Origin of the sequence: Hafnia paralvei, assembly GCF_020150375.1 — a bacterium.
GTDB lineage: Bacteria > Pseudomonadota > Gammaproteobacteria > Enterobacterales > Enterobacteriaceae > Hafnia > Hafnia paralvei.
Genome location: NZ_CP083737.1, coordinates 4,667,135 through 4,689,062, shown reverse-complemented (window position 1 = coordinate 4,689,062; position 21,928 = coordinate 4,667,135). Strand labels below are relative to the sequence as shown.

The 21,928-nt window shown below is 48.7% G+C and carries 9 protein-coding genes, 3 tRNA genes and 5 rRNA genes; 15 read left to right on the top strand and 2 right to left on the bottom strand.

The annotated features are described in order from the left end of the window. The first annotated feature begins 234 nt into the window (after positions 1 to 234). The 7 genes from kup to rbsR all read left to right on the top strand — a co-directional run bounded on the left by kup (position 235) and on the right by rbsR (position 8,222). Positions 235 to 2,103, top strand: coding sequence for a low affinity potassium transporter Kup (gene kup / locus K9N75_RS21585; protein ID WP_039185034.1), 1,869 nt, complete (start codon positions 235 to 237; stop codon positions 2,101 to 2,103). A 278-nt stretch (positions 2,104 to 2,381) separates the two neighbouring features. Further along, entirely contained in the window at positions 2,382 to 2,801 is a 420-nt protein-coding gene (gene rbsD / locus K9N75_RS21580) for a D-ribose pyranase (RefSeq protein ID WP_008815700.1), read from the top strand. Between the two features lie 7 nt (positions 2,802 to 2,808). Next, positions 2,809 to 4,314 carry a ribose ABC transporter ATP-binding protein RbsA gene (rbsA, locus tag K9N75_RS21575; RefSeq protein ID WP_004093870.1) on the top strand — a complete coding sequence of 502 codons (1,506 nt, stop codon included), beginning with the start codon at positions 2,809 to 2,811 and terminating at the stop codon, positions 4,312 to 4,314. Positions 4,315 to 4,320: 6 nt separating this feature from the next. Next, on the top strand, positions 4,321 to 5,301 hold the full coding sequence (rbsC, locus tag K9N75_RS21570) for a ribose ABC transporter permease (RefSeq protein ID WP_004093868.1): 981 nt from the start codon (positions 4,321 to 4,323) through the stop codon (positions 5,299 to 5,301). 24 nt (positions 5,302 to 5,325) lie between these two features. Continuing rightward, positions 5,326 to 6,213: a ribose ABC transporter substrate-binding protein RbsB gene (rbsB, locus tag K9N75_RS21565; RefSeq protein ID WP_008815699.1), complete on the top strand. Its 888-nt coding sequence runs from the start codon at positions 5,326 to 5,328 to the stop codon at positions 6,211 to 6,213. 56 nt (positions 6,214 to 6,269) lie between these two features. Beyond that, on the top strand, positions 6,270 to 7,193 hold the full coding sequence (rbsK, locus tag K9N75_RS21560; protein ID WP_039185028.1) for a ribokinase: 924 nt from the start codon (positions 6,270 to 6,272) through the stop codon (positions 7,191 to 7,193). Positions 7,194 to 7,220: 27 nt separating this feature from the next. Continuing rightward, on the top strand, positions 7,221 to 8,222 hold the full coding sequence (gene rbsR, locus K9N75_RS21555; RefSeq protein ID WP_008815697.1) for a ribose operon transcriptional repressor RbsR: 1,002 nt from the start codon (positions 7,221 to 7,223) through the stop codon (positions 8,220 to 8,222). On the opposite strand, the gene mdtD is transcribed toward rbsR, so the two are convergent. Both mdtD and K9N75_RS21545 read right to left on the bottom strand, forming a co-directional pair. Beyond that, positions 8,197 to 9,636: a multidrug transporter subunit MdtD gene (gene mdtD / locus K9N75_RS21550; RefSeq protein WP_008815696.1), complete on the bottom strand. Its 1,440-nt coding sequence runs from the start codon at positions 9,634 to 9,636 to the stop codon at positions 8,197 to 8,199. The two genes, rbsR and mdtD, sit on opposite strands and share 26 nt — an antisense overlap. Positions 9,637 to 9,647: 11 nt before the next feature. Further along, on the bottom strand, positions 9,648 to 10,340 hold the full coding sequence (locus K9N75_RS21545; protein ID WP_008815695.1) for a FadR/GntR family transcriptional regulator: 693 nt from the start codon (positions 10,338 to 10,340) through the stop codon (positions 9,648 to 9,650). A gap of 523 nt (positions 10,341 to 10,863) precedes the next feature. On the opposite strand from K9N75_RS21545, the gene K9N75_RS21540 reads away from it, so the two are divergent. The 8 genes from K9N75_RS21540 (at position 10,864) to K9N75_RS21505 (ending at position 21,896) form a co-directional block, all read left to right on the top strand. Further along, positions 10,864 to 12,406: ribosomal RNA gene (locus tag K9N75_RS21540) — 16S ribosomal RNA — on the top strand. Positions 12,407 to 12,544: 138 nt separating this feature from the next. Further along, a tRNA-Glu gene (locus K9N75_RS21535) sits at positions 12,545 to 12,620 on the top strand. A gap of 249 nt (positions 12,621 to 12,869) precedes the next feature. After that, positions 12,870 to 15,778, top strand: a 23S ribosomal RNA gene (locus K9N75_RS21530). Between the two features lie 114 nt (positions 15,779 to 15,892). Next, positions 15,893 to 16,008, top strand: a 5S ribosomal RNA gene (gene rrf, locus K9N75_RS21525). Positions 16,009 to 16,836: 828 nt separating this feature from the next. Then, positions 16,837 to 18,379, top strand: a 16S ribosomal RNA gene (locus K9N75_RS21520). Between the two features lie 71 nt (positions 18,380 to 18,450). After that, positions 18,451 to 18,527, top strand: a tRNA-Ile gene (locus K9N75_RS21515). Between the two features lie 126 nt (positions 18,528 to 18,653). Next, positions 18,654 to 18,729, top strand: a tRNA-Ala gene (locus K9N75_RS21510). Positions 18,730 to 18,987: 258 nt separating this feature from the next. Continuing rightward, positions 18,988 to 21,896 (top strand): 23S ribosomal RNA (locus K9N75_RS21505). The 16S, 23S and 5S rRNA genes sit together here with 3 tRNA genes alongside, the layout of an rRNA operon. The last annotated feature ends 32 nt before the right edge of the window (positions 21,897 to 21,928 follow it).

Genomic DNA, 21,928 nt, shown 5'->3' with positions numbered 1-21,928 from the left:
TTTGTTTTATCGACTTCTTGGCGCGTTGACCAGCTTTATTTTACTGCTTAGCTTGTTGATTTTTTTAAACCTTTCTAAGCTTGTTATAGGCCGGTTACCCTAGGCTCAGTCATATTTCCTTTATCCTAAATAGTAGGAAATTGTGCTGATTTATGCATACTGTGCGTTTCTTATAAGCGCTCGGTCTGTCAGTACACGCATCGCTTATAGATGTTACAGCAAAAGAAACAAGTTATGAGTTCAGAACATAAACGTTCATTAACGACAGTCACACTGGCCGCAATCGGTGTAGTGTATGGCGATATAGGTACGAGTCCGTTATATACCTTACGCGAGTGTTTTTCTGGCCACTACGGTTTTAGTGTTGAGCCAGAAATAGTATTTGGTTTTCTTTCACTGATTTTCTGGATGCAGATCCTGATTGTATCCCTTAAATACTTAACTTTCGTTATGCGCGCAGATAACGCCGGCGAAGGGGGGATATTAACCCTAATGTCATTAGCGGGGCGGAATACTGCACCTAAAGTGACGGCAATATTAGTGATCTTGGGGTTAATTGGTGGCAGCTTCTTCTATGGGGAAGTGGTGATTACGCCAGCAATTTCGGTGATGTCAGCAATAGAAGGCCTTGAGATAGCAGCACCGTCTCTTGATCCCTATATTGTTCCGCTCTCCATTCTGGTTCTGACCATTCTGTTTTTCATTCAAAAACATGGAACGGGGAGTATCGGTAAACTCTTTGCGCCGGTCATGGTGCTATGGTTTCTCACGTTGGCCATCCTCGGCGCTCGCAGTATTATCGATAACCCGCAAGTGCTCACTGCGCTAAACCCTAAATGGGCTATTGGATTCTTCGTTGAACATCGTTCAATGGCATTCTTCGCATTGGGCGCAGTGGTGCTTTCTATCACTGGTGTTGAAGCTCTGTATGCCGATATGGGACATTTTGGGAAGAAGCCAATTCGTTTAGCGTGGTTTTTCTTTGTCATTCCGTCTCTTATCTTGAACTACTTTGGTCAAGGGGCGCTGCTACTGAAAAACCCAGAGGCGATTAAAAACCCGTTCTTCTTGCTTGCACCAGATTGGGCATTGATTCCACTTCTTATTCTGGCGACTTTTGCGACGGTTATCGCTTCACAGGCGGTTATTTCTGGCGTCTTCTCATTAACGCGGCAGGCTGTTCGTCTCGGCTATCTACCCCCGATGCGCATTATCCATACCTCTGATATGGAAGCGGGACAAATATACATACCAGCAATCAATTGGGCGCTGTATATCTCGGTGGTTATTGTTATCGCGAGCTTCGAACATTCCAGTAATCTGGCTGCGGCTTACGGTATTGCCGTGACAGGAACCATGGTATTAACCAGTATTCTCTGCTGTACCGTTGCAGTGAAAAACTGGCACTGGAACCGCTTTGTGGTCATGATTCTGCTCGCGGGTCTGTTATGTATGGATATTCCACTCTTTACAGCCAACGCGCTGAAATTCTTCTCTGGTGGTTGGTTGCCGCTTGCATTGGGGCTTGTGATGTTCATCATTATGACCACATGGAAAAGCGAGCGTTTCCGCCTGCTGCGTCGTTTACATGAACATGGTAACTCTTTGGAAGCAATGATTGCCTCATTAGAGAAATCCCCTCCGGTTCGTGTGCAAGGAACCGCGGTCTATATGTCGCGAGCGATGAACGTCATTCCTTTTGCGCTGTTACATAATCTCAAACATAACAAAGTGCTACATGAACGGGTGATCTTGCTTACGCTTCGCACGGAAGATGCTCCTTATGTACACAATGTTCGGCGTGTGACCATTGAGCAACTGTCGCCTACTTTCTGGCGAGTCGTGGCGAGCTACGGCTTTAAAGAAACGCCAAACGTAGAAGAAATCTTCCATCGCTGTGGTTTGGAAGGATTGCCGTGTCGGATGATGGAAACCTCGTTCTTCATGTCTCACGAATCGCTGATCTTGGGCAATCGTCCGTGGTATTTAAAAGCACGTGGCAAACTGTTTATGGCCTTAAGTCGAAATGCACTGCAGGCTGCCGATCAATTCGAGATCCCGCCAAACAGGGTGATCGAGCTTGGTACGCAGGTGGAAATTTAGGCATTGCATATACCTAGGTAGTTTTTCCGCAAGGTTTGGGATGTGCATCCAGCGCCCCCAAACCTTGTGAGACTCCTTTCCGTCGTTGGCTTTCTCTACCAATACTTAAACGCAGAAAATAATAAGTAGTTTCAGCTTAACGGCCCATATAAGCTGAAACGCTTCTGCTAGCGAAACGTTTCGATAGAGATCACATTTCTTCATATTATTTATTGTCTGTGTTTTATTAGCTCCTAAACTCCCTCTCAAGCGAAACGTTTCGCTGATGGAGCAAATAAATGAAAAAAGGCACTTTACTCAACTCTGAGATTTCCTATCTCATTTCTCGTTTAGGTCATACCGACGCCATTGTTGTGGGTGATGCGGGGCTTCCAATTCCTGATTCGACTCAGCGTATTGATTTAGCGCTGACTCATGGGGTTCCCGGTTTTTTGCAGGTTGTTGGTGTGATTACGCAGGAAATGCAGGTTGAGAAAGCGGTTATTGCGCAAGAGATGCCTAGTAATAACTCCGTGATTCATGAACAGTTACTTGATCACTTGAAACAACTCGAACAACACCAGGGAAATACCATCACGGTGGAGTATGTCAGCCATGAGCAATTTAAAGCGCTGAGCTCTGCCAGTAAGGCCGTCATTCGTAGCGGAGAGTGTTCTCCGTATGCCAATGTTCTGCTTTATTCTGGCGTAACCTTCTGAGGCCGCTATGCAACCTTTATTAGCCTTAAAAGGCATTGATAAAAGCTTTCCTGGGGTTAAAGCCCTGTCTGGTGCCGCGCTAAATGTTTATCCGGGACGCGTAATGGCGTTAGTCGGTGAAAATGGTGCGGGTAAGTCCACGATGATGAAAGTGTTAACCGGTATCTATCAAAAAGATGCCGGGACTCAGCACTTTTTGGGTAAAGAGGTCGTTTTTAATGGCCCTAAGTCTTCTCAGGAAGCGGGTATCGGTATTATTCACCAAGAATTAAACCTCATTCCACAACTCACGATTGCCGAGAACATTTTCTTGGGGCGTGAATTTGTTAACCGTTTGGGCTGTATTGACTGGAAAAAGATGTATGCCGAAGCGGATAAACTTCTGGCTCGTTTAAATATTCGCTACAGCAGCCATCGGCTGGTGGGCGATTTATCCATCGGCGATCAGCAAATGGTGGAGATCGCCAAGGTGCTGAGCTTTGAATCCAAAGTCATCATCATGGATGAGCCAACAGATGCTTTAACGGATACTGAAACTGAGTCACTGTTCAAGGTGATTAATGAGCTGAAGGCTGAAGGGCGCGGCATAGTTTACATTTCACACCGTTTAAAAGAGATCTTTGAGATCTGCGATGACGTCACTATTTTCCGTGACGGGCAGTTTATCGCTGAGCGCCCTGTCAGTGAGTTACAGGAAGACTCTCTCATTGAAATGATGGTTGGTCGTAAGCTGGAAGAGCAATACCCACGCTTAAACCAGCCGCGTGGTGAGCTCCGTCTGCAGGTGAAAGGCTTGTATGGCCCTGGGGTTGAAAACGTTAGCTTTGATCTCTATCGCGGAGAGATTTTAGGCGTATCTGGCTTGATGGGGGCTGGGCGTACTGAACTGATGAAGATTCTGTATGGCGCGTTACCGCGTAAGCAGGGATTTGTCATGCTCGACGGCCGAGAGGTCGTGACTCATTCACCTCAGGATGGTTTAGCGAACGGCATTGTTTACATCTCTGAAGACCGTAAGCGTGATGGTTTGGTTCTGGGGATGTCCGTTAAAGAAAATATGTCGCTTACCGCATTGCGCTACTTCAGCCGTGCCAATGGCTCACTCAAACACACCGAAGAGCAAGAGGCCGTTAGCGATTTTATGCGCTTATTCAACGTGAAAACGCCATCAATGGATCAGCCTATCGGACTACTTTCTGGTGGTAATCAGCAAAAAGTGGCCATTGCGCGTGGCCTCATGACGCGTCCAAAAGTTCTGATCCTTGATGAACCCACTCGCGGTGTAGACGTTGGCGCCAAAAAAGAGATTTACCAACTTATTAACCAGTTCAAACAAGAAGGTCTGAGCATCATTTTGGTGTCTTCAGAAATGCCCGAGGTGCTTGGCATGAGTGACCGCATTTTGGTTATGCATGATGGTCATCTGAGTGGGGAATTCCCTATTGAACAGGCAACCCAAGAAGTGCTGATGGCAGCCGCCGTTGGCAAGCAATACGGCGTGAAGCAGGAGTAATCGCAGATGAACACCCAGACAACCCAGAAACAAGGTGGGTTTAGTAAAGATCAGTTAAAAACGTTGTTGCTGGAACAAAAATCGCTGATCGCCCTGCTGGTGCTGATTGCGGTAGTGTCCTCAATGAGCCCTAACTTCTTTACGCTCAATAACCTATTCAACATTTTGCAGCAGACGTCGGTCAACGCCATTATGGCGGTGGGGATGACGCTGGTGATTCTAACTTCGGGCATTGATTTATCCGTTGGATCATTACTGGCCGTAACTGGCGCTGTCGCAGCCTCCATTGTTGGATTAGAAGTTAACGCATTTATTGCTGTATTTGCAGCTCTCGCTTTGGGCGCCGCCATTGGTGGCTGTACGGGTGTGATTGTTGCAAAAGGCAAAGTTCAGGCATTTATCGCGACGTTGGTCATGATGCTGCTATTACGCGGTGTCACGATGGTGTACACCAATGGTAGCCCGATCAATACCGGCTTCTCTGATGCAGCGGATCTCTTCGGTTGGTTTGGTATTGGCCGTCCTCTTGGCATACCTACACCTATCTGGTTGATGGTTATTGTGTTTGCGTTAGCATGGTACATGCTGCACCACACTCGTCTTGGTCGTTATATCTATGCACTAGGCGGTAATGAGTCAGCGACTCGCTTGTCTGGTATCAGCGTTGACCGCGTCAAAATTATTGTTTATTCGCTGTGTGGTTTACTCTCTGCCTTGGCGGGTGTGATTGAGGTCGCTCGTCTTTCCTCAGCGCAGCCAACGGCGGGTACAGGCTATGAGTTAGATGCTATCGCCGCCGTTGTACTGGGAGGAACCAGTTTGGCGGGAGGTAAAGGCCGTATTATGGGGACTTTGATCGGTGCATTGATTTTAGGCTTCCTCAATAATGGGCTGAACTTACTGGGTGTTTCGTCTTACTACCAAATGATCGTTAAAGCAGTGGTTATTTTGCTGGCGGTTCTGGTAGACAACAAAAGCAACAAATAATCTTCCCTACAGGAAACGACGATAATGAATATGAAAAAACTGGCAACTTTAATCTCCGCGGCCGCTTTGAGTGCAACTCTGAGCGCGAACGCAATGGCGCAAGATACCATTGCGCTGGTGGTATCAACGCTGAACAACCCGTTCTTTGTCTCCATGAAAGATGGTGCACAGAAAGAAGCGGATAAATTAGGCTATAAACTGGTCATTCTGGATTCTCAGAACAACCCAGCAAAAGAGTTGGCTAACGTACAGGATCTAACGGTACGTGGTACCAAATTGATGCTGATTAACCCAACTGATTCTGATGCCGTCGGTAATGCTATTCTGATGGCTAATCAGGCAAAAATTCCGGTAATCACCTTAGACCGTGCAGCGAACAAAGGTGAAGTTGTGAGTCATATCGCTTCTGATAACGTTGCAGGTGGTAAAGCAGCTGGAGAATTTATTGCGAAGAAGTTGGGTGACAATGCCAAAGTCATTCAGCTCGAAGGTATCGCCGGAACGTCAGCAGCTCGTGAGCGCGGCGACGGTTTCAAAAAAGCGCAGGAAGAACACAAGTTTAATATGTTGGCTAGTCAGCCTGCAGATTTCGACCGTACCAAGGGTCTGAACGTGATGCAGAACCTGTTGACTGCGCATCCTCAGGTACAAGCCGTATTTGCACAGAATGATGAAATGGCGTTGGGTGCTTTACGTGCGTTGCAAACCGCTGGCAAAAGCGATGTATTGGTCGTTGGCTTTGACGGTACCGCTGATGGTGTAAAAGCGGTTCAGCGTGGCAAATTGGGTGCAACCGTTGCTCAACAGCCTGAGCAAATTGGCGTAATTGGCGTAGAAACAGCGGATAAAGTATTGAAAGGTGAGAAAGTGCCGGCCAATATCCCTGTTGAGCTAAAACTGGTTACCGAGTAATAAAAACGCCGCCGCAGACAGTTCTGCGGCGGTGTCCATTTAAGGGATTAGGTAAGATGCAAAAAGGCAAATTGGTGGTGTTGGGCAGTATTAATGCTGATCATATCTTAAATATTGAACACTTCCCTCGCCCAGGTGAAACGGTTCTAGGTCAGCAATATAAAGTGGCGTTTGGTGGTAAAGGCGCTAATCAAGCAGTCGCTGCTGGCCGTAGCGGTGCCGATATTTCCTTTATTGCATGCGTTGGACAGGACGATATTGGTGAACGCATTTGTCAGCAACTTTCTAGTGATAACATTGATACTCAAGCAATAGGTGCTATTGAGGGACAAACCACCGGTGTTGCTCTAATTTTTGTTAATCAAGACGGCGAAAATGTCATTGGTATCAGCGCTGGCGCTAACGCTGCGGTAACACCTGTTTATTTATCTCGTCATCAGAAACTGATAGAAAATGCCGATGCGCTGTTGATGCAGCTCGAATCACCGTTAGAAACCGTCATTGCCGCTGCTAAATTAGCTCGCGAGCACAATACGCAGGTGATTTTAAATCCGGCACCGGCTCGCGAACTGCCCGATGAACTGCTTTCTAATATTGATGTCATCACGCCAAATGAAACTGAAGCTGAAAAGCTGACGGGTATTGCTGTAAAAGATGATCTCGGTGCTCAGCGTGCGGCAGATATCCTGCATCAAAAAGGGATTAAAACCGTATTGATAACCTTGGGAAGCCGTGGCGTATGGCTCAGCCAAAATCAGCAGGGAAAAACCATTCCCGGATTTAAAGTCAAAGCCGTCGATACTATCGCTGCAGGCGATACGTTCAACGGTGCCTTAGTGACCGCCTTGTTGGAAGGCGTGGAAATTAATGCTGCAGTACGTTTTGCACATGCGGCCGCAGCGATCGCTGTTACGCGTGAAGGTGCACAGCCATCCGTTCCTTGGCGCAAAGAGATCGATTCTTTTCTCCAGTCACATTAAGAGTCGCGGTATTAGGAGTAGCTCTGCGTGACCACCATGAAAGACGTCGCCCGCTTAGCGGGCGTATCAACGTCCACCGTTTCCCATGTCATCAATAACAACCGCTTTGTGAGCGACTCTGTGCGCGACAAAGTGTTATCTGCGGTCAAAGAGCTTAACTATGCGCCTTCCGCGTTGGCGAGGAGTCTAAAGCTCAATCAAACTCGAACTATCGGTATGCTCGTCACGACCAGTAACAATCCTTTTTTTGCTGAAGTGGTTCGTGGCGTTGAGCGCAGCTGCTATGAGCGTGGCTACAGCCTTATTCTATGTAATACCGAAGGGGATGTGTCTCGTATGAATCAGAGTCTAGAGACGCTGCTGCAAAAGCGCGTTGATGGCTTATTGATGATGTGCACGGAGAGCTATCGGCCGGCGCGTGAAATGCTGAGTCGCTATCCATCATTACCTACAGTGATGATGGACTGGGCCGTATTCGATGGTCCAAATGATGTAATCCAAGATAATTCATTTTTCGGTGGCCAAATTGCTACTCGGCATCTGTTAGAGCGTGGCTATACCAAAATTGCCTGTATCGCTGGGCCAAAAGATAAAACTCCAGCATGGGAGCGCTTAGAAGGTTTCCGTCATGAAATGCAGATGGCGGGGATTCCCATTCCTGATGAGTATGTCATTTTTAGTGACTTTGAGTTTTCAGGCGGCGTTAACGCGATGAATCAGTTACTCGCACTGCCTGAACCACCCCATGCGGTATTCACAGGCAATGATGCGATGGCGGTTGGTGTCTATCAGGCTTTATATCGTGCAGGATTAAAAGTTGGCGAGGATGTCGCTGTTATAGGCTACGACGATATTGAGATGTCTCAGTATCTTTCGCCACCGTTAACCACCATTCACCAGCCCAAAGATGAGCTGGGGGAGTTAGCTGTAGACACACTCTTACATCGGCTCATGAATCTTAGCCTAGAACCACAAACTCTGGTTTTAACGCCAGAGCTCATGGTTAGGGATTCTGTTGGGCAGATTTAGTCTCTCGACTTTTTCTACGTAGCTGCGCTTTACGCCCTTTAATTAAGGCATCGCCATCGGTAGGGCGCAGCATTAAGAAGATTAGCGCTGACAGAATAGTCACTATACCCATAGTAATAAAGGTGTAGTGGAAGTGATCGACTAATGAGCCAAACGACAGTGAATCGTAGAATCGCAATACCGCTGCACTGACAGCAACCCCAAAACTAATTGATAGCTGCTGAGTCACTGCTAAAACACTATTCCCTGCGCTGGCATTTTTATCGGTTAAATCACCTAATGAAATGGTGTTCATCGACGTAAATTGAGTCGACATCACCATGCCCAGTAAAAATAGCGGCAAAACCAACATCCATAGCGGCATATCAGGTGTTTGCAGAGAGAACTGGGCAATCATTACGCCAATAATCATCGTCACACACACCAGCGTCTTGCGATAACCAAAACGACGCAAAACGCCGGTCACGGTCGATTTTGCGATTATCGAGCCAATGGCTGTTGGCGCCATCATACAACCCGCAATGATGGCTGAATAACCGAAACCGACTTGCAGCATTAAAGGCATCAGGAAAGGGATACAGCCAGTGCCAAGGCGTGATGCTACGTTGCCAATGATGCCAATAGAGAAAGTACGTGTTTTAAAGAGTGGTAAGTCAATGAGTGGCTGCGGGTGAACGCGAGCATGAAGAACATAGATAAATAGAAGAGCTACCCCAGCAAACAATATCAGCCATGCATATACCATTGGCAGAACATTCTCGCCAAACAGCTCCATGCCGGTAGAAAGGCAAACTAAACTTAAACCAAAAACCAAAAAGCCCACATAGTCGAAACGTCTGGTCGGTGCCGTGAAATCAGGCATGTAACGGCGAGCGTAGAAAATACCGGCAACACCAATCGGAATATTGATTAGAAATATCCAGTGCCAAGTTGCAACGGTGACTAACCAACCACCCAGCATTGGCCCAACGACTGGACCAATCAAACCTGGCATGGTGACGAAGTTCAATACCGGTAATAGTTCGCTACGAGGGTAGGCTCGTAGCAATGCTAGACGTGCCACTGGCATCATCATCGCGCCGCCAATTCCCTGCAGCACGCGTGAACATACTAGCATCGCCAATGAGCCAGAAAGAGCACAGGATAACGACCCAAGAGAAAACAAAGATACGGCGAAAATAAATACTTTACGCGTACCGAATTTATCAGCAACCCATCCACTGACAGGAATGAGCATCGCGACCGTTAACGTATAGCTAATGATGGCTGATTGCATGGCGAGTGGGGAGCGATCCAAACTACGCGCAATGGACGGAATAGCCGTATTTAAAATGGTTGCGTCCAAAGCTTGCATGAAAAAAGCCATGGCTGCGATCCAAGGCAAGCCAGCCATACTACGGGCAGTTTTCGTCATATATGTACCGTTTATTCGTCTTTTTGTCCCAACAAAGCCTGACAGGATATAAATGCAGTCATACTGTTCCCCGTCAAAATAGCGTCAACAATATCTTGATGAAGACTTAGCTTAATGACTTCATCGCCGGTAATAGCCCGGAAGTAGCTCTGGTAAACAGAACTAAATAGGTTCGCGAAAGAGGTTAGGAACGGATTTGCGCTAGCTTTATAGATAAGCTGGTGGAATTGAACGTCAACCTTGATCCAACGCTCACGGTCAAATCGCGTGTTTAATTCCCGCATTTCTTCCATTAATGCACTGAGTTCTGCTTTTTGTTCATCAGAAGCATGAAGTGCCGCTAATAAACATGCCTGAGGCTCTAGAGCTGTACGCAGAACCAAAAAATGTTCTTTTACATGTTCAAAGTTTTCGCGAGTTAACCACCAAGTTAACAGTTCCTGATCCAGAAAGTTCCAGTTGCTGCTTGGCATGACTCGAGTACCAATACGTGGGCGTGGTAATACCATACCTTTAGCTGCCAACATTTTTACAGCCTCACGAACGGCGGTTCGGCTGACACCATAAATGTCACCAAGCTCAAGTTCTCCAGGCAGGATACTCCCAGCTTGATATTCTCCGGAGAGAATGCGCTGCCCAATCTTTTCCGCTAATAAATAGGAAAGATTACGCTGTGCGGCTTGTTGTTGTGCGTTGAGTTGCATGTCTTCAGATCCTATTTGGCATAATTACCAATGTTTCCTTCTTATTTTATCCTACAAAAGAGAAGAGCAATTGCTTTATTCGGTTAAAAGAGTCTCATATATTACGTTTTTTAAGCTTAATGCCGAAATATTATACGTTCAAAAAGTTTTATGAAATAAACACTTGTCACCGGCTCAGAAGTCCCTATAATGCGCCACCACTGACTGAGAACAACGATGCAAGCATCGCTTAGCCAGTAGATGATTTATAGAGTTATGCAGTTTGTTGAAAAATAAATGCTTGACTCTGCGGGCTAAAAGCGTAATATACGCAGCCCACGCCAATGAGAACTTACGTTCGATTGGCGCTGCTCTTTAACAATTTATCAGACAATCTGTGTGGGCACTCACAAGACAATATCTAACGTCCTCGGACGATAAAATATTAAAGTCTTGAAGAGTGACCAAGCAGTAATTCATTTTTGAATTATTACGAAAGTTAATTTTCGAGCATCGCTTCACGTGTTGAAGCACATCAAGCTTTTAATTGAAGAGTTTGATCATGGCTCAGATTGAACGCTGGCGGCAGGCCTAACACATGCAAGTCGAGCGGTAGCACAAGAGAGCTTGCTCTCTGGGTGACGAGCGGCGGACGGGTGAGTAATGTCTGGGAAACTGCCTGATGGAGGGGGATAACTACTGGAAACGGTAGCTAATACCGCATGACGTCTTCGGACCAAAGTGGGGGACCTTCGGGCCTCACGCCATCAGATGTGCCCAGATGGGATTAGCTAGTAGGTGGGGTAATGGCTCACCTAGGCGACGATCTCTAGCTGGTCTGAGAGGATGACCAGCCACACTGGAACTGAGACACGGTCCAGACTCCTACGGGAGGCAGCAGTGGGGAATATTGCACAATGGGCGCAAGCCTGATGCAGCCATGCCGCGTGTATGAAGAAGGCCTTCGGGTTGTAAAGTACTTTCAGCGAGGAGGAAGGCATTAAGGTTAATAACCTTGGTGATTGACGTTACTCGCAGAAGAAGCACCGGCTAACTCCGTGCCAGCAGCCGCGGTAATACGGAGGGTGCAAGCGTTAATCGGAATTACTGGGCGTAAAGCGCACGCAGGCGGTTTGTTAAGTCAGATGTGAAATCCCCGAGCTTAACTTGGGAACTGCATTTGAAACTGGCAAGCTAGAGTCTTGTAGAGGGGGGTAGAATTCCAGGTGTAGCGGTGAAATGCGTAGAGATCTGGAGGAATACCGGTGGCGAAGGCGGCCCCCTGGACAAAGACTGACGCTCAGGTGCGAAAGCGTGGGGAGCAAACAGGATTAGATACCCTGGTAGTCCACGCTGTAAACGATGTCGACTTGGAGGTTGTGCCCTTGAGGCGTGGCTTCCGGAGCTAACGCGTTAAGTCGACCGCCTGGGGAGTACGGCCGCAAGGTTAAAACTCAAATGAATTGACGGGGGCCCGCACAAGCGGTGGAGCATGTGGTTTAATTCGATGCAACGCGAAGAACCTTACCTACTCTTGACATCCAGAGAATTTGCTAGAGATAGCTTAGTGCCTTCGGGAACTCTGAGACAGGTGCTGCATGGCTGTCGTCAGCTCGTGTTGTGAAATGTTGGGTTAAGTCCCGCAACGAGCGCAACCCTTATCCTTTGTTGCCAGCGAGTAATGTCGGGAACTCAAAGGAGACTGCCGGTGATAAACCGGAGGAAGGTGGGGATGACGTCAAGTCATCATGGCCCTTACGAGTAGGGCTACACACGTGCTACAATGGCATATACAAAGAGAAGCGAACTCGCGAGAGCAAGCGGACCTCATAAAGTATGTCGTAGTCCGGATTGGAGTCTGCAACTCGACTCCATGAAGTCGGAATCGCTAGTAATCGTAGATCAGAATGCTACGGTGAATACGTTCCCGGGCCTTGTACACACCGCCCGTCACACCATGGGAGTGGGTTGCAAAAGAAGTAGGTAGCTTAACCTTCGGGAGGGCGCTTACCACTTTGTGATTCATGACTGGGGTGAAGTCGTAACAAGGTAACCGTAGGGGAACCTGCGGTTGGATCACCTCCTTACCTAAAGATAGCGTTAAGTGCAGTGTCCACACAGATTGTCTGATGAAATTAATGAGCAAGAGCACCTGTTGATGTTGTGAGTTTTAAGACTCATGCTGATACGAAACGAGAAAGTGTAAGCTTTGTCGGTATTTTCGTGTCCCCATCGTCTAGAGGCCTAGGACACTGCCCTTTCACGGCTGTAACAGGGGTTCGAATCCCCTTGGGGACGCCATTCCGATAATGAGTGAAAGACATTATCACCTGAATATCTTAAAGATGACTTGATTAAGTCGTGTTTAAGATATTGCTCTTTAACAATCTGGAACAAGCTGAAATTTGAAAGCTTAAGCCGCTGTGAGAATGACTTCGGTCAAACACTGACACAGCGAGCATTAAGCAGTCTCTCAATTTTTTGCAATCTTGAATGTTGTCTTGAACCGGTTCGTAACCGCGTTCACCAAGAGACACCTTCGGGTTGTGAGGTTAAGTGACTAAGCGTACACGGTGGATGCCTAGGCAGTCAGAGGCGATGAAGGACGTGCTAATCTGCGATAAGCGTCGGTAAGCTGATATGAAGCGTTATAACCGACGATTTCCGAATGGGGAAACCCAGTGCAATTCGTTGCACTATCGTTAAGTGAATACATAGCTTAACGAAGCGAACCAGGGGAACTGAAACATCTAAGTACCCTGAGGAAAAGAAATCAACCGAGATTCCCCTAGTAGCGGCGAGCGAACGGGGAGCAGCCCAGAACCTTAATCAGCGTATGTGTCAGAGGAACGGTCTGGAAAGTCCGGCGATACAGGGTGATAGCCCCGTACTTGAAAATGCATATGCTGTGAGTTCGATGAGTAGGGCGGGACACGTGACATCCTGTCTGAATATGGGGGGACCATCCTCCAAGGCTAAATACTCCTGACTGACCGATAGTGAACCAGTACCGTGAGGGAAAGGCGAAAAGAACCCCGGCGAGGGGAGTGAAATAGAACCTGAAACCGTGTACGTACAAGCAGTGGGAGCCTCTTTTATGGGGTGACTGCGTACCTTTTGTATAATGGGTCAGCGACTTATATTTTGTAGCAAGGTTAACCGAATAGGGGAGCCGTAGGGAAACCGAGTCTTAACTGGGCGTCAAGTTGCAAGGTATAGACCCGAAACCCGGTGATCTAGCCATGGGCAGGTTGAAGGTTGGGTAACACTAACTGGAGGACCGAACCGACTAATGTTGAAAAATTAGCGGATGACTTGTGGCTGGGGGTGAAAGGCCAATCAAACCGGGAGATAGCTGGTTCTCCCCGAAAGCTATTTAGGTAGCGCCTCGTGAACTCATCTTCGGGGGTAGAGCACTGTTTCGACTAGGGGGTCATCCCGACTTACCAACTCGATGCAAACTACGAATACCGAAGAATGTTATCACGGGAGACACACGGCGGGTGCTAACGTCCGTCGTGAAGAGGGAAACAACCCAGACCGCCAGCTAAGGTCCCAAAGTCATAGTTAAGTGGGAAACGATGTGGGAAGGCATAGACAGCCAGGATGTTGGCTTAGAAGCAGCCATCATTTAAAGAAAGCGTAATAGCTCACTGGTCGAGTCGGCCTGCGCGGAAGATGTAACGGGGCTAAACTATGCACCGAAGCTGCGGCAGCGACACTTAGGTGTTGTTGGGTAGGGGAGCGTTCTGTAAGCCTGTGAAGGTGGCCTGTGAGGGTTGCTGGAGGTATCAGAAGTGCGAATGCTGACATAAGTAACGATAAAGCGGGTGAAAAACCCGCTCGCCGGAAGACCAAGGGTTCCTGTCCAACGTTAATCGGGGCAGGGTGAGTCGACCCCTAAGGCGAGGCCGAAAGGCGTAGTCGATGGGAAACAGGTTAATATTCCTGTACTCGGTGTTACTGCGAAGGGGGGACGGAGAAGGCTAGGCTATCCGGGCGACGGTTGTCCCGGTTTAAGCGTGTAGGGGGTGTGACTTGGTAAATCCGGTCGCATATCAACCCTGAGGCGTGATGACGAGTCACTACGGTGATGAAGTAGTTGATGCCAAGCTTCCAGGAAAAGCCTCTAAGCTCTAGGTAACATTGAATCGTACCCCAAACCGACACAGGTGGTCAGGTAGAGAATACCAAGGCGCTTGAGAGAACTCGGGTGAAGGAACTAGGCAAAATGGTGCCGTAACTTCGGGAGAAGGCACGCTGGCGCGTAGGTGAAGTCCCTTGCGGATGGAGCTGAAGCCAGTCGAAGATACCAGCTGGCTGCAACTGTTTAATAAAAACACAGCACTGTGCAAACACGAAAGTGGACGTATACGGTGTGACGCCTGCCCGGTGCTGGAAGGTTAATTGATGGGGTCAGCCGCAAGGCGAAGCTCTTGATCGAAGCCCCAGTAAACGGCGGCCGTAACTATAACGGTCCTAAGGTAGCGAAATTCCTTGTCGGGTAAGTTCCGACCTGCACGAATGGCGTAATGATGGCCAGGCTGTCTCCACCCGAGACTCAGTGAAATTGAACTCGCTGTGAAGATGCAGTGTACCCGCGGCAAGACGGAAAGACCCCGTGAACCTTTACTATAGCTTGACACTGAACATTGAGCCTTGATGTGTAGGATAGGTGGGAGGCTTTGAAGTGTGGACGCCAGTCTGCATGGAGCCAACCTTGAAATACCACCCTTTAATGTTTGATGTTCTAACTCCGGTCCCTAATCGGGATTGAGGACAGTGTCTGGTGGGTAGTTTGACTGGGGCGGTCTCCTCCTAAAGAGTAACGGAGGAGCACGAAGGTTAGCTAATCACGGTCGGACATCGTGAGGTTAGTGCAATGGCATAAGCTAGCTTGACTGCGAGAGTGACGGCTCGAGCAGGTACGAAAGTAGGTCATAGTGATCCGGTGGTTCTGAATGGAAGGGCCATCGCTCAACGGATAAAAGGTACTCCGGGGATAACAGGCTGATACCGCCCAAGAGTTCATATCGACGGCGGTGTTTGGCACCTCGATGTCGGCTCATCACATCCTGGGGCTGAAGTAGGTCCCAAGGGTATGGCTGTTCGCCATTTAAAGTGGTACGCGAGCTGGGTTTAGAACGTCGTGAGACAGTTCGGTCCCTATCTGCCGTGGGCGTTGGAAGATTGAGAGGGGCTGCTCCTAGTACGAGAGGACCGGAGTGGACGCATCACTGGTGTTCGGGTTGTCATGCCAATGGCATTGCCCGGTAGCTAAATGCGGAAAAGATAAGCGCTGAAAGCATCTAAGCGCGAAACTTGCCTCGAGATGAGTCTTCCCTGAGACCTTGAGTCTCCTAAAGGAACGTTTAAGACTAAGACGTTGATAGGCTGGGTGTGTAAGCGTAGCGATACGTTGAGCTAACCAGTACTAATGATCCGTGAGGCTTAACCTTACAACACCGAAGGTGTTTTGGTTGAGAAACTAAGACGAAGAGTAAGCTTGTTCAAAGATTGGATTAACTGGCTGGGTATAGCGATATACGTAGCGGGTTGATTAACAGAATTTGCCTGGCGGCGATAGCGCGGTGGTCCCACCTGACCCCATGCCGAACTCAGAAGTGAAACGCCGTAGCGCCGATGGTAGTGTGGGGTCTCCCCATGCGAGAGTAGGGAACTGCCAGGCATTAAATAAACGAAAAGGCCTCATGCGAAAGCATGGGGCTTTTTTGCTATTTGAGATCTGACAAAACGATCTTCTTAGATTGTTTGGACGGTCGTTCTGTTCTGGTAAATATTAATTTGAGTTCCATTAGTATGCCTATTGATGGGTTCTGTCTGTATCTGTACTCGACCCTATTTGCCTTTTTCACACCTTATTATCTTATCTTTAGGGGCCGACGATACTAGCAGAACGACCAATATTACCTCTGATCATGTCGGTCTCTACTTCTTAGATATTTAAAAACTAGTTAATAGAGTAGTGGCAAGATGGCGAATGCGTAAATTTTCTTGGGCGGCTGCTTGGAATGAGCAGCGGAGCTAGAAGCTTGGGTTCTCTATTTTTTGTATGAATTTCGTCCTGTATTTATCGTTTTTTGAACTTGATGTCGAAATATTATACGTTCAAAAAAAATTATGAAATAAACGCTTGTCACCAGCTCAGAAGTCCCTATAATGCGCCACCACTGACCGGGAACAACGACGCAAACGTCGCTCGGTGAGGAAGAGAAAAGCGTCGCTAACTAGCGAAATTCTGAAAAGAAAAAGGCTTGACTCTTCAGGAGGAAAGCGTAATATGCACCTCCCGAGTTGCTGGAACGAATGTTCGCAACTCACTGCTCTTTAACAATTTATCAGACAATCTGTGTGGGCACTCACAAGACAATATCTAACGTCCTCGGACGATAAAATATTAAAGTCTTGAAGAGTGACCAAGCAGTAATTCATTTTTGAATTATTACGAAAGTTAATTTTCGAGCATCGCTTCACTTGTTGAAGCACATCAAGCTTTTAATTGAAGAGTTTGATCATGGCTCAGATTGAACGCTGGCGGCAGGCCTAACACATGCAAGTCGAGCGGTAGCACAAGAGAGCTTGCTCTCTGGGTGACGAGCGGCGGACGGGTGAGTAATGTCTGGGAAACTGCCTGATGGAGGGGGATAACTACTGGAAACGGTAGCTAATACCGCATGACGTCTTCGGACCAAAGTGGGGGACCTTCGGGCCTCACGCCATCAGATGTGCCCAGATGGGATTAGCTAGTAGGTGGGGTAATGGCTCACCTAGGCGACGATCTCTAGCTGGTCTGAGAGGATGACCAGCCACACTGGAACTGAGACACGGTCCAGACTCCTACGGGAGGCAGCAGTGGGGAATATTGCACAATGGGCGCAAGCCTGATGCAGCCATGCCGCGTGTATGAAGAAGGCCTTCGGGTTGTAAAGTACTTTCAGCGAGGAGGAAGGCATTAAGGTTAATAACCTTGGTGATTGACGTTACTCGCAGAAGAAGCACCGGCTAACTCCGTGCCAGCAGCCGCGGTAATACGGAGGGTGCAAGCGTTAATCGGAATTACTGGGCGTAAAGCGCACGCAGGCGGTTTGTTAAGTCAGATGTGAAATCCCCGAGCTTAACTTGGGAACTGCATTTGAAACTGGCAAGCTAGAGTCTTGTAGAGGGGGGTAGAATTCCAGGTGTAGCGGTGAAATGCGTAGAGATCTGGAGGAATACCGGTGGCGAAGGCGGCCCCCTGGACAAAGACTGACGCTCAGGTGCGAAAGCGTGGGGAGCAAACAGGATTAGATACCCTGGTAGTCCACGCTGTAAACGATGTCGACTTGGAGGTTGTGCCCTTGAGGCGTGGCTTCCGGAGCTAACGCGTTAAGTCGACCGCCTGGGGAGTACGGCCGCAAGGTTAAAACTCAAATGAATTGACGGGGGCCCGCACAAGCGGTGGAGCATGTGGTTTAATTCGATGCAACGCGAAGAACCTTACCTACTCTTGACATCCAGAGAATTTGCTAGAGATAGCTTAGTGCCTTCGGGAACTCTGAGACAGGTGCTGCATGGCTGTCGTCAGCTCGTGTTGTGAAATGTTGGGTTAAGTCCCGCAACGAGCGCAACCCTTATCCTTTGTTGCCAGCGAGTAATGTCGGGAACTCAAAGGAGACTGCCGGTGATAAACCGGAGGAAGGTGGGGATGACGTCAAGTCATCATGGCCCTTACGAGTAGGGCTACACACGTGCTACAATGGCATATACAAAGAGAAGCGAACTCGCGAGAGCAAGCGGACCTCATAAAGTATGTCGTAGTCCGGATTGGAGTCTGCAACTCGACTCCATGAAGTCGGAATCGCTAGTAATCGTAGATCAGAATGCTACGGTGAATACGTTCCCGGGCCTTGTACACACCGCCCGTCACACCATGGGAGTGGGTTGCAAAAGAAGTAGGTAGCTTAACCTTCGGGAGGGCGCTTACCACTTTGTGATTCATGACTGGGGTGAAGTCGTAACAAGGTAACCGTAGGGGAACCTGCGGTTGGATCACCTCCTTACCTAAAGATAGCGTTAAGTGCAGTGTCCACACAGATTGTCTGATGAAGAATAACGAGCAGAATACCTTTATAGGCTTGTAGCTCAGGTGGTTAGAGCGCACCCCTGATAAGGGTGAGGTCGGTGGTTCAAGTCCACTCAGGCCTACCAAACTCTACTTATCCTTGAAATCTTCAATCGTTGCGTTGCTCATGTGCGTTTGCACATTGCGCTACTCACGTTGAATCTTTCCGCGGCTAAGCGAGTTGGTATCAAAAGGTAAACTGTTGACTGTATGGGGTTATAGCTCAGCTGGGAGAGCGCCTGCCTTGCACGCAGGAGGTCTGCGGTTCGATCCCGCATAGCTCCACCATTACTTCTTGTTGAATACAACAGAGGTTCAGTCTCAAAACATACTTCAGAGCGTATTGGAAACAGTATGCTGCGAAGTATTTTGCTCTTTAACAATCTGGAACAAGCTGAAATTTGAAAGCTTAAGCCGCTGTGAGAATGACTTCGGTCAAACACTGACACAGCGAGCATTAAGCAGTCTCTCAATTTTTTGCAATCTTGAATGTTGTCTTGAACCGGTTCGTAACCGCGTTCACCAAGAGACACCTTCGGGTTGTGAGGTTAAGTGACTAAGCGTACACGGTGGATGCCTAGGCAGTCAGAGGCGATGAAGGACGTGCTAATCTGCGATAAGCGTCGGTAAGCTGATATGAAGCGTTATAACCGACGATTTCCGAATGGGGAAACCCAGTGCAATTCGTTGCACTATCGTTAAGTGAATACATAGCTTAACGAAGCGAACCAGGGGAACTGAAACATCTAAGTACCCTGAGGAAAAGAAATCAACCGAGATTCCCCTAGTAGCGGCGAGCGAACGGGGAGCAGCCCAGAACCTTAATCAGCGTATGTGTCAGAGGAACGGTCTGGAAAGTCCGGCGATACAGGGTGATAGCCCCGTACTTGAAAATGCATATGCTGTGAGTTCGATGAGTAGGGCGGGACACGTGACATCCTGTCTGAATATGGGGGGACCATCCTCCAAGGCTAAATACTCCTGACTGACCGATAGTGAACCAGTACCGTGAGGGAAAGGCGAAAAGAACCCCGGCGAGGGGAGTGAAATAGAACCTGAAACCGTGTACGTACAAGCAGTGGGAGCCTCTTTTATGGGGTGACTGCGTACCTTTTGTATAATGGGTCAGCGACTTATATTTTGTAGCAAGGTTAACCGAATAGGGGAGCCGTAGGGAAACCGAGTCTTAACTGGGCGTCAAGTTGCAAGGTATAGACCCGAAACCCGGTGATCTAGCCATGGGCAGGTTGAAGGTTGGGTAACACTAACTGGAGGACCGAACCGACTAATGTTGAAAAATTAGCGGATGACTTGTGGCTGGGGGTGAAAGGCCAATCAAACCGGGAGATAGCTGGTTCTCCCCGAAAGCTATTTAGGTAGCGCCTCGTGAACTCATCTTCGGGGGTAGAGCACTGTTTCGACTAGGGGGTCATCCCGACTTACCAACTCGATGCAAACTACGAATACCGAAGAATGTTATCACGGGAGACACACGGCGGGTGCTAACGTCCGTCGTGAAGAGGGAAACAACCCAGACCGCCAGCTAAGGTCCCAAAGTCATAGTTAAGTGGGAAACGATGTGGGAAGGCATAGACAGCCAGGATGTTGGCTTAGAAGCAGCCATCATTTAAAGAAAGCGTAATAGCTCACTGGTCGAGTCGGCCTGCGCGGAAGATGTAACGGGGCTAAACTATGCACCGAAGCTGCGGCAGCGACACTTAGGTGTTGTTGGGTAGGGGAGCGTTCTGTAAGCCTGTGAAGGTGGCCTGTGAGGGTTGCTGGAGGTATCAGAAGTGCGAATGCTGACATAAGTAACGATAAAGCGGGTGAAAAACCCGCTCGCCGGAAGACCAAGGGTTCCTGTCCAACGTTAATCGGGGCAGGGTGAGTCGACCCCTAAGGCGAGGCCGAAAGGCGTAGTCGATGGGAAACAGGTTAATATTCCTGTACTCGGTGTTACTGCGAAGGGGGGACGGAGAAGGCTAGGCTATCCGGGCGACGGTTGTCCCGGTTTAAGCGTGTAGGGGGTGTGACTTGGTAAATCCGGTCGCATATCAACCCTGAGGCGTGATGACGAGTCACTACGGTGATGAAGTAGTTGATGCCAAGCTTCCAGGAAAAGCCTCTAAGCTCTAGGTAACATTGAATCGTACCCCAAACCGACACAGGTGGTCAGGTAGAGAATACCAAGGCGCTTGAGAGAACTCGGGTGAAGGAACTAGGCAAAATGGTGCCGTAACTTCGGGAGAAGGCACGCTGGCGCGTAGGTGAAGTCCCTTGCGGATGGAGCTGAAGCCAGTCGAAGATACCAGCTGGCTGCAACTGTTTAATAAAAACACAGCACTGTGCAAACACGAAAGTGGACGTATACGGTGTGACGCCTGCCCGGTGCTGGAAGGTTAATTGATGGGGTCAGCCGCAAGGCGAAGCTCTTGATCGAAGCCCCAGTAAACGGCGGCCGTAACTATAACGGTCCTAAGGTAGCGAAATTCCTTGTCGGGTAAGTTCCGACCTGCACGAATGGCGTAATGATGGCCAGGCTGTCTCCACCCGAGACTCAGTGAAATTGAACTCGCTGTGAAGATGCAGTGTACCCGCGGCAAGACGGAAAGACCCCGTGAACCTTTACTATAGCTTGACACTGAACATTGAGCCTTGATGTGTAGGATAGGTGGGAGGCTTTGAAGTGTGGACGCCAGTCTGCATGGAGCCAACCTTGAAATACCACCCTTTAATGTTTGATGTTCTAACTCCGGTCCCTAATCGGGATTGAGGACAGTGTCTGGTGGGTAGTTTGACTGGGGCGGTCTCCTCCTAAAGAGTAACGGAGGAGCACGAAGGTTAGCTAATCACGGTCGGACATCGTGAGGTTAGTGCAATGGCATAAGCTAGCTTGACTGCGAGAGTGACGGCTCGAGCAGGTACGAAAGTAGGTCATAGTGATCCGGTGGTTCTGAATGGAAGGGCCATCGCTCAACGGATAAAAGGTACTCCGGGGATAACAGGCTGATACCGCCCAAGAGTTCATATCGACGGCGGTGTTTGGCACCTCGATGTCGGCTCATCACATCCTGGGGCTGAAGTAGGTCCCAAGGGTATGGCTGTTCGCCATTTAAAGTGGTACGCGAGCTGGGTTTAGAACGTCGTGAGACAGTTCGGTCCCTATCTGCCGTGGGCGTTGGAAGATTGAGAGGGGCTGCTCCTAGTACGAGAGGACCGGAGTGGACGCATCACTGGTGTTCGGGTTGTCATGCCAATGGCATTGCCCGGTAGCTAAATGCGGAAAAGATAAGCGCTGAAAGCATCTAAGCGCGAAACTTGCCTCGAGATGAGTCTTCCCTGAGACCTTGAGTCTCCTAAAGGAACGTTTAAGACTAAGACGTTGATAGGCTGGGTGTGTAAGCGTAGCGATACGTTGAGCTAACCAGTACTAATGATCCGTGAGGCTTAACCTTACAACACCGAAGATGTTTTGGTTGAGAGACTA